Source organism: Micrococcus sp. KRD077, from assembly GCF_017168505.1.
In the GTDB taxonomy this organism is placed as follows: Bacteria; Actinomycetota; Actinomycetes; order Actinomycetales; family Micrococcaceae; genus Micrococcus; species Micrococcus luteus.
Map to the genome: position 1 here is coordinate 1 of NZ_JABFAZ010000046.1, position 251 is coordinate 251.

Below are 251 nucleotides of genomic sequence, written 5' to 3' on the forward strand. Positions count from 1 at the left end.
CCTGAGGCTTTCAGCTGCTCGACCAGGTCCTGGCCCGAGGGCTCGCCTGGGTTCTTCTCGTCGATCATGGTCATGATTCTTACCGTTCCTCTCGGTACGGCTTACACAGACCATCTGACACGCCCCACCCCGAAGACCGTGGAGTCCGAGGTCGGGCCGATCGAGCTGGACGTCCCGCGAGACCGGGGCGGGTCGTTCACCCCGCGCCTGGTGCCCAAGGGCCAGCGGCGCCTCGGGGGCCTGGATGACAT

The 251-nt window shown here is 66.5% G+C and carries 1 pseudogene; it reads left to right on the forward strand.

Annotated elements, in window-relative coordinates:
* Positions 1-126: 126 nt before the first annotated feature.
* Positions 127-251, forward strand: a pseudogene (locus tag J1M39_RS11000) (transposase); the annotation flags it as partial.